Annotated in this window: 6 protein-coding genes and 1 pseudogene; 5 read left to right on the top strand and 2 right to left on the bottom strand. The window is 58.7% G+C overall.

All coding sequences use genetic code 11. The features are described from left to right. Positions 1–685: 685 nt before the first annotated feature. From I6N89_RS24975 to I6N89_RS24960, 4 genes are all read left to right on the top strand, one after another. Entirely contained in the window at positions 686–2,182 is a 1,497-nt protein-coding gene (locus I6N89_RS24975) for an N-6 DNA methylase (RefSeq protein ID WP_093412756.1), read from the top strand. Further along, entirely contained in the window at positions 2,169–3,086 is a 918-nt protein-coding gene (locus I6N89_RS24970) for a hypothetical protein (protein WP_131815032.1), read from the top strand. Before I6N89_RS24975 ends, I6N89_RS24970 begins: the two co-directional genes overlap by 14 nt. 69 nt (positions 3,087–3,155) lie before the next feature. Continuing rightward, a complete protein-coding gene (locus tag I6N89_RS24965; RefSeq protein ID WP_093412751.1) occupies positions 3,156–4,004 on the top strand; it encodes a DUF1837 domain-containing protein in 849 nt (282 codons plus the stop codon). After that, a complete protein-coding gene (locus I6N89_RS24960; RefSeq protein WP_093412748.1) occupies positions 4,001–6,097 on the top strand; it encodes a DEAD/DEAH box helicase in 2,097 nt (698 codons plus the stop codon). The genes I6N89_RS24965 and I6N89_RS24960 overlap by 4 nt, the downstream gene beginning before the upstream one ends. Positions 6,098–6,487: 390 nt before the next feature. Here the strand turns inward: I6N89_RS24960 and I6N89_RS24955 are convergent, their stop codons facing one another. Both I6N89_RS24955 and I6N89_RS24950 read right to left on the bottom strand, forming a co-directional pair. After that, positions 6,488–7,105 carry a plasmid pRiA4b ORF-3 family protein gene (locus I6N89_RS24955; protein ID WP_093412759.1) on the bottom strand — a complete coding sequence of 206 codons (618 nt, stop codon included), beginning with the start codon at positions 7,103–7,105 and terminating at the stop codon, positions 6,488–6,490. 15 nt (positions 7,106–7,120) lie between these two features. Beyond that, positions 7,121–7,438, bottom strand: coding sequence for an H-NS family nucleoid-associated regulatory protein (locus tag I6N89_RS24950; RefSeq protein WP_207020935.1), 318 nt, complete (start codon positions 7,436–7,438; stop codon positions 7,121–7,123). A 364-nt stretch (positions 7,439–7,802) separates the two neighbouring features. Between I6N89_RS24950 and I6N89_RS24945 the strand changes: the two are divergent. Then, positions 7,803–8,540: pseudogene (locus tag I6N89_RS24945) on the top strand (ArdC family protein); the annotation flags it as partial. Between the last annotated feature and the right edge of the window lie 119 nt (positions 8,541–8,659).

Below are 8,659 nucleotides of genomic sequence, written 5' to 3'. Positions count from 1 at the left end.
GCGACAACATCAGCGACAAGCTCGAGGAGGAAACCCCACAGTAACATCAACGAAGAACGCAGCGGTCAAAACCGGCCAAGGAGGTTGTCGGTAGCGGCCAAGGAGGTTGACGCTCTACACCCCCGGCCCGTGGCTCAGATCAGGGCACAAGCGCCCATTCCAGAGCCAGTAGAACGTATCCCCGTTCAATCCGTCGCAAGGAGACTTCGCTCTCCCTGCACCCATCGATCCTTTCAGGAAGACCATGGGGCTATTGCGCCCCTTGGAACCACTCGCAGGGCTTGGAGATATGCCTCTCAATCCTGCACCTTAGCCATGCACAAACGGCTGCCCGTTCAATCACCAATCAGGGGAGCGTTCCTGCTCTCCCGATACCCCCATGAGGATATCATCCAGACCATTTCATGGAGACCAACCCTTGCGCGGTTTGAATGCGCGTCATCTCATGGAGACGGGCTTTGCATGCGACCAGGAAGGGAGCGGATCGCCGCATCCCTTGCCTTGGAACCATCCCATCGACCAACGGAGCGTGCAGTGCGCCCTTAAGCCTTCACCACACGCATGGCTGAACCTGCCTGTAAGCCATTGCCGCGCATGATCTCTGGCGCACAGGCCCTCTGGACCGAATCTACTGCATCTTGTATCCCCCATCCCCAGAACACCAAGCAACGGGCAGTTTCCATTGATGCAGGCCGACCCCCACGGAGGATACCGCTCGCGCGCCGAAGACGGAGCCAAGGAAAAGGGGGCATACTACACCCCTGATCCGGTCGTCCGCTCGCTGCTAAGCTGGGCGGTCCGCTCTCCCGATGACCGCCTTCTTGATCCCTCCTGCGGGGATGGACGCTTCATTGCAGGCCATGCCAAGAGCGTGGGCATCGAGCAGGACCCGGCTGCCGGAATCATCGCCATGCAGCGCGCTCCGGGTGCCCTGATCCATGAAGGCGATTTCTTCTCATGGGCGGGCAGCACCGAAGAGCGCTTTGAATGCGCGGCAGGCAACCCGCCCTTCATCCGCTACCAGATCTTCAAAGGCCCCGTGCGCAAGCGCGCCATATCGCTCTGCAATGACTTCGGGGCGCGTTTCAACGCTCTTGCTTCGTCCTGGCCGATGTTCCTCGTGGCGACCGCTCATCTCGTAATGGATGGCGGGCGCATGGCTTTCGTCGTTCCAGCCGAGATCGGGCACGCGCCATATTCGGCTCCGCTGATCGAATATCTGGCAGACAACTTCTCTACGCTCCAGATCATCGCAGTGCGCAAGAAGCTCTTCCCCGATCTCTCGGAGGATTGTTGGCTTCTCTACGCCGATGGTAAGGGCGGCCATACCGACCACATTGGCTTCACGCCGCTGGAGACCTTCTCGTATTCGGAGCGCCCGCCTGCGCCCGCGATCCTCGTTCCATTGAGCGATTGGCGCGGGCTATGGAATAAGCGCCTGCGCCCCTTCCTCATGCCACCATCCGCCCGCGATCTCTATGAGCGCATCGCCATGGGCGCGACAACCGAGCGCTTCGGGGCTTTCGCTTCCATCAATATCGGCTATGTTTCTGGCGCGAATGATTTCTTCCATTTGCGCCCCTCCGATGTCGAGCGCTTCTCCATCCCGGAACAGTTTCTATTCCCGAGCGTGCGCAACAGCCGCGCGCTTCCGGCCAAGCAGCTCAATGCCTCCGTTATCCAACGCTGGCAGCGGGAAGACCGTCAGAGCTTTCTGCTGCGTCTCAATAAGGAGATGGAGCTTCCGGCGAGCTTAAAGAAATACTTGCGCACATCGCGCGCCAAGGAGGCGGCAAGCGCCTATAAGTGCCGGGTGCGCGATCCCTGGTATGTCGTGCCCGATGTCAAAATCCCGGATTTCTTCTTGAGCTATATGTCGGGACGCAAGGTGGCCTTCGTTCAGAACGCAGCCAGAGCCTCCTGCACCAATTCCGTGCACGCCGTGACCCTGAAGGACCGCTCGAAACTTTCGCGCGTACTGGCTGCGCAGGAATCGGCACTTTTCCAGCTTTCTTGCGAGATCGAGGGCCATCCCCTTGGCGGCGGCATGCTCAAATTAGAGCCGCGCGAGGCCTGCAACGTCCTGATCCCCCAAGAGGCTGAGCTGGCCGGGCTCGATCAAGATATCCTGCAAAGTGGCATTTCTGCGCTTCAGACCTGGCGGCACTATGAAACCGCTTGATGCCTTCACCAAAGAAGACTGGAAGATTTGTCACTGGCGCGGCACGGAAGAAACCTTCCATCATCTGGCAACCTCGTTGGAGAAGACCCAGAGCCAAAAGGTCGTCAAACCTATACACTGGTATGTGGCCTGCCGTCTCGTTCTTGAAGGCGGCTTTTTACCCCACGAGATCACCCCGCACCCGCCGTTCAGGGCGGAGAAGAAGGGCACGCGCTGGCTTCTGAGCCACGATCAGAGCGCAGCCAGCGGCAGTGAGGCCACGGTGCTGGGCGGTTTGAAGACCAAGGATGTGGATGTCGTGGTCGAAAAGCCCGGCATCGGTCCGGTGATTGCGATATCCTGCAAGAGCACAGGCAACGCCTTTCGCAACCTGACTAACCGCATGGAAGAGGCCGTTGGAGAGTGCACCAATCTGCACATGACCTATGCGGCGCTTGTGATTGGCTATTTCTCCGTTTTCCGCGCGCACCGGAGGGGCAGCGATCCCGGCCTGCAAGACAATGATGTGGCCCTGGAACAAGACGGGACGCCCGTGGATGGCATCATTCGCTATCATCAGGCCTTCTGCCAGCTAGAGGGGCGGACGGACTTGCGCGATACGATCAGCAAGTACGAGGCCGTGGCGCTCAGCCTGCTTGAGACCAGCGGGCCGAAAATCGGCGGCTTGTTGGATAGCTTTCCGCACGAGACGAGCCCGCTGCGCGTCGAGCGCTTCTTCGATACGATCTACAAGCGCTATGATGAGCGCTTCGTCTTCGCCGCGCCCATCTTTGCGACCCGCAACGTCACGCCGCGCGTAGAGTGGGATGAGGCCTCCCCGATCTTTGACCGCGACCTGCTCGCCGAACATGAAGAAGTACCGGAGCTGGATTATGAGCCGCGTATAAAGTTTGGAAATGAGTGACCCACTTGGAGGCCGCCCATCACGCGTGCTTTAATGATGAAGATCATGTATTCGGGGTGAGAGACGTATTTGGCAGTACAACCAAAGAAATTTCTAGAGATTGTGCACCGGGTTGATGAGGGCGATGTCATCGGGCTTGCAGCATGCGCAGGATTCGAGCTTGGTGAATGGCGCTATAAGAAATTTGCGGACCACCTCATCAACTGGCTTCCCCACTTCGCGCTGAAACAAGAAGAAATCGAACGGATCGGTCCGGAGAACCCGCTCGACCTTTTGAGGGAGTCGGCCTACCGCGTCTTCACTGAAGAGGCGGGCAAGAAGCGCGGCGAAATCGGTGAGCTGCTACTCCATATACTTTGCGTAACCGAATACCGCGCGGCAGCGTTTGCAACGCGCGTCTTCTACAAGATGAGATCAAACGATCAGGTCACAGGTTTCGATTCGACGCTTGTCACGGTGGACGACAAAACAGGCGATATTGAGCTTTGGCTCGGTGAGGCAAAATTCTACACCGACACCAAAGGAGCGATCTCTGCGGCGTTGGCGAGTCTTAGAGGGCATCTGGATGCCGGATTTCTTGAAGAAAGTAAGATCCTCATCGGCCCAAAGATCGAGCCGACCGCACCCGGCTACGAGCAACTTCAATGGCTGTTCGACGGGGGCAGCAAGCTCGATGAGATCGTCAAACGCATCGTCATTCCCGTTCTTGTCGCGTCCGAAAGCGACGCAGCGAAATCCTACGCGGATGGTCCGGACAACTACCCGGATATAGTCATTGAAGAGTTCGAGTATGTTAGCGGCAGATTCTCAGATGCCCAGGCTGAGCTGAAGGTTCGCATCGTCGTCATCTACGTGCCGCTCTTATCCAAGGAGCTTCTTGAGAAGCGCTTCATCGAGAAATTGGGGGTTTTGCGATGATTGATGAAGGTCTCAGGAATGATATCGCCACCGCTGATCTGAATGCGCAGCGTGTTGTTGCGATCCTCGATAAGGCTTCCCGCTACTGGATGAATGGCGAGCGGAGCGCGACAGATGACATGGAAATCGTCATCCGCCTTCTGGACCGCGCCAGCGTCTTCGAAGAGCATCTTAAGGGCGCGAAAAGCATCATCAACGCGCTCGCGCGACAGGCGGGGTTGTTCCCGTACTACAAGGATTCGGAGAGTACGGCGGATAACATCGCGCGCGCGGTCCACAAGGCACCCGGCCTAGCCGATGTGTATTTTCATGCGGCGCAGCGCGAAGTGTTTTCGCTTCTTCAAAGCGGTAAGAATCTTGTGCTTTCCGCGCCCACGAGCTTTGGGAAAACGCTACTTGTCGATGCGTTGATTGCGACACGCAAGCCGCGCTCGGTCATCATCGTAGTTCCAACCATCGCGCTTCTGGAAGAGCGCCGCCGCCGATTGCACAGCATCTTTCCTGAATATAAGATTGTAACACAAGCCTATCAGGAAATCGGCGATGGACCGTACATTCTCCTCGGGACGCAAGAGAGAATTCTTGAGCGTCAGGACCTTCCCGAAATTGAGCTATTTGTCATTGACGAGTTCTACAAGCTCGACCTGACGCGGGGTGATCTTCGGGCAAAGACTCTGAATCTGCTTCTCGCGCGCTACATCCATACCGCGGCTCAAGTCTACCTTCTCGGTCCGTCTCTCGATAGTAACCCCATTGAGCAGGAGAGTTCGAAGTTCTCCTTCTTCAAGACCGATTACAGCCCGGTCACTGCCAACGTTGTCTATGTCGAGCCTCCCGGCACCGATCCGGATACGCTAACCGAGATTCTGCAAGGGGTGAGGGCCGATTCTTCTCTTGTCTACTGCCGCTCGCCCAAATCCGCCCGCACGGCCTCGCAGGACGTTATAGCCAGAGGCTATGGGCGCGAGAACGGCCAATTGTATCAAATCGCGGGCTGGCTCCGGGACAACTATCATCCCGAATGGTATTTGGCGGATGCTCTGGAGCACGGCACAGGGATACATCACGGACGTATCCCGCGCGCCATTGCTTCTCTTATGGTGCAATTGTTCAACAAACACGAGCTTGATGTTTTGTTTTGTACTTCAAGCCTGATAGAGGGCGTTAATACGGCGGCGAAGAACGTCCTCATCTACGATAAGTATATCGACACGCGCAAGCTTGACCGCTTCACGTTCAATAACATTAAGGGCAGGGCTGGCCGCATGTTCCAGCACTATGTCGGGAACATCTTCTTGTTCAATCCCGATGCCCCATCCGAGCCGGAGCAGCTCGATATTCCGATCTTGAGCGATCCGGACCGTCTCTCGGAGGAAACGCTCATCCAACTCGGTGATCGAAATCTTTCAGAAAGTAACCGCCGGCGCCGGGAGCAGATTCTTGATCGAACGCCCGTGCCCGAGGATATCCTGGCGCGCTTTGGTCGCTATGGGATCACCGAGATCGAAGCTATCCTGGAAGATATTCTGGACCTCAAATCGGCTGATGATGATCGGCTTCTATGGAACGGGGTGGGGAGCTACAAAGAGATTAAGGCCTCGGCGGACATGATTTGGGGTCGCCTTAACTTTAACCAGCATGATGTTCGCTCCGGGGCGCAGTTTGCCTTGTTGGCCAACAGACTGAATAGAAACGAAGCGCTCTATGACTTTATTACGGAAGGTGCGTCTGAGGCGGATCAATACGGCGATATAGATACAAAAATCGATAAGGCGTTCAATTTTCTACGCGGTGCAGAATATTCCTTCGTCGAGCCGTTCCATCTTGTTCAGGAGCTGGTCAACTACGCTTTCGGTGAAGGCGCGTGCGATTACTCCAAGTTCGTGGGAGATTTGGCGTCTTGGGGTCTGCCTGGTCGGCTGAAGTCGTTGGAAGAGTTTGGCGTCCCAGCCCCAATCGTACAAAGAATCGAACATTATCTCAATCCGGAAGATGCCGATGAATCGCTTGCGATTATCCGGCGGATGATGGACTCCGAAGAAGTTCTTGAACCCGTTGAACGGCTTATCCTGAGCTACACACTTGAACCTTGATTGATCGGCGCACCCGCCTTCAGGAGACTGCGGCGGGCCGGGCTGTAGTGAACGGAGCCTGACAGGTCAATCTCCGCCATGCGGCGTCCATCCCTTTCGCATCAGCGGCCAGCCTTGAACGGCTGACATCCTTCTCTTTCATCGGGGCCTGATGGCCCATCACCCGTCAAGACCAAGCGCATAGCACAGCTACGGGCGAAGACCATCGGACGGGGGCGTTGGATCGGGGAGCTTATCTGAAGCGTGTGAAAGGGTAGGGAACCAGTGCCTGGGCTTGTCGTGCGCGGGCATCCCGATATCCCGCTTCGGGGCGCTCCCACACCGGTGATGCCGGCAGGAGGAGGGTCGTCCAGGCCCGCGGCACCGCCTTGAGGGCCGAGCCCTCTGCGCTCACCGACCAGAAGGCTTTGGCCTGGGCTGATGCAGGCGTCGGCTGGTGTTCTTGCGGAAGGTGTTGCGGAGATCCTGGTTGATCAGCTCGATGTCGAACCAGTCCGGATCGAAATGCCCGCCGGCCCAGCGAAGGTTGGAGCTGTGGTCCTCGTGGTTCGGATCGCGGATGGTCTCGAGGAAATCGGCATAGGACCAGGGGCCGCCGACGTCCTCGGGCGGCCGGGCACGGGCCCCTTCGGTGCATTCTGCGTGGCGGGGCAGGGGATCGAGGGATAGCCACTCCTCGATCCGGATCACATGGGTCCAGTCATCGCCAAAGTCGTAGAGGTAAGTGAAGGTCAGATCCTGGCCGGAGAAATCCGCCAGCCTGACCCCGGTGTAGTCGAAGGTCTGCGGGCCCCCGAAACCATCCTCAAGCTGATCGGGGTCGCCATATCGCAGCCCGCCGATCCGGAACTCATGCAGATGGCTGTCGGTCCAGCTGAACGCGGCCTGCAGCACCAGATGGAGCCTATCAAGCGTCCAGTCCGACGGCACGACAAGTCGCCGCCAGATCGGCGGGTCAATCTCTGCCAGCGAGACATGCAGGCGGACGGCATTCGCAGGCTGGTACAAGATTGCTTCTCCCGATCAGATCGCAAAATCCCCAAGCGATTTGCCCGCAGCCAGCGCCTCGGCGATCCATGCCGGTTTGCGCCCACGCCCGGACCAGGTGATTTCGGCGTTTTCCGGATGGCGGTACTTGGGCGCAGAGGTCGCGCGTTTCCGGGTGGGAGCCGCTTCCGCAAGCTCGTCGAAGCTGAACCCGAGCTCGCGGGCGAAGTCGTCCACCTTGGCGCGGGCCTCGGCCTTGCGACGGTCCTCGAAACTGGCGATGGCCTTTGCGACATTCTTTTGCAACTGCTTCAGTTCGGGGAGCGACAAGGCTTTAAGATCGTTATCCGTCATCTGGTCCTCTTTTATTGCCCGTTGGCTTTGAGCCCGAGCTCGCGGGAAGGAAGGCGTCTGGCGCTGGAAAACAGGCACCGCGATTGCGTGTCAGATAAGCGCAGATATCCTGGGGATTACAACACGTCGGGGATTGGGGCTCGCGAGTGTTGGCTTTTGCCTTTTTCAGGCTTGGCTCGGCTGAATGCGAGGATTGTCTGGGGGAACGGCTTCCCCCTGGTCGGCATTGGCGTTGCCGACCGACATACCCCCATCAGGGGGAGACCCCGCAACGCCCCCTGAGAGTGAAAGTGCGGGCGGGTTTTCCGTGACGGGTTGAGGGCTGGAGGAGAGGCCTCCGGCGCCCGTCGCGGAGATCATCCCGATGGCCAGAGAGCATCGCGCGGCCCGCAAGAGCGGTCCGCGCACGAACCTTTATGACGACATCACCGACAAGATCATCGCCGAGCTGGAGGAAGGCCGGCTGCCCTGGGTTCAGCCCTGGGGGACGGCGGCGGCGCAAGCGCCGCTCGCCATGCCGTGCAACGCCAGCACAGGTCGGCAATATTCTGGGATCAATGTCCTGATCCTCTGGGGCGCGGTCATCCAGCAGGGCTATCCAACGCAGCACTGGCTGACCTTCCGCCAGGCGCTGTCGCTCGGCGGTAATGTCCGCAAGGGCGAGCGGGGCACGACAGTCGTCTATGCCGACCGTTTCACGCCTGAAGACGAGAAGCGCCGCGCCCGGGAGGCCGGGGAAGACGCCAACAGCATACCGTTCCTGAAGCGCTTTACCGTATTCAATGCGGCTCAGTGCGAGGGGCTGCCCGACGACATCGCCGTCGAGGCGCCGCCACCGCCGCCCGGGCTGATCGAGCCGCGGGTCGAGGCACTGATCGCCGCGACTGGTATCGACTTCCGGATCGGTGGCAACCGCGCCTTCTATGTTCCCGCGCTCGATTACGTGCAGGTGCCACCTCCGCAGGCCTATTTCGAGCCGATCAACTGGCACCGCACGGCGCTGCACGAGATGGGGCACGCGACAGGACATGCCTCACGGTTGGGGCGGGACTTCTCGGGGAATTTCGGCACGAGGAAATACGCCTTCGAGGAACTGATCGCCTTATCTTGACAGTCTGCACCGCATGCCACCTTGCCGTAGGATGGGTGACAGGCGTTGACGGTAGGCAGTTTTCAGGCTGGCCGCCGCGCTTACCAAAGAGCTGGCGGCGGCCAGCCTGA

It is taken from the genome of Salipiger abyssi (assembly GCF_017311415.1).
GTDB classification, from domain to species: domain Bacteria; phylum Pseudomonadota; class Alphaproteobacteria; order Rhodobacterales; family Rhodobacteraceae; genus Salipiger; species Salipiger abyssi_A.
Note: the sequence above shows the minus strand (reverse complement) of the source record. Positions and strands in the feature narration are given on the sequence as shown.

Bases quoted from the DNA above. Each gene is read 5' to 3' on its own strand.
- I6N89_RS24970 (WP_131815032.1), top strand. From the start codon at position 2,169: ATGAAACCGCTTGATGCCTTCACCAAAGAAGACTGGAAGATTTGTCAC.
- I6N89_RS24975 (WP_093412756.1), top strand. From the start codon at position 686: ATGCAGGCCGACCCCCACGGAGGATACCGCTCGCGCGCCGAAGACGGA.
- I6N89_RS24950 (WP_207020935.1), bottom strand. From the start codon at position 7,438: ATGACGGATAACGATCTTAAAGCCTTGTCGCTCCCCGAACTGAAGCAG.
- I6N89_RS24960 (WP_093412748.1), top strand. From the start codon at position 4,001: ATGATTGATGAAGGTCTCAGGAATGATATCGCCACCGCTGATCTGAAT.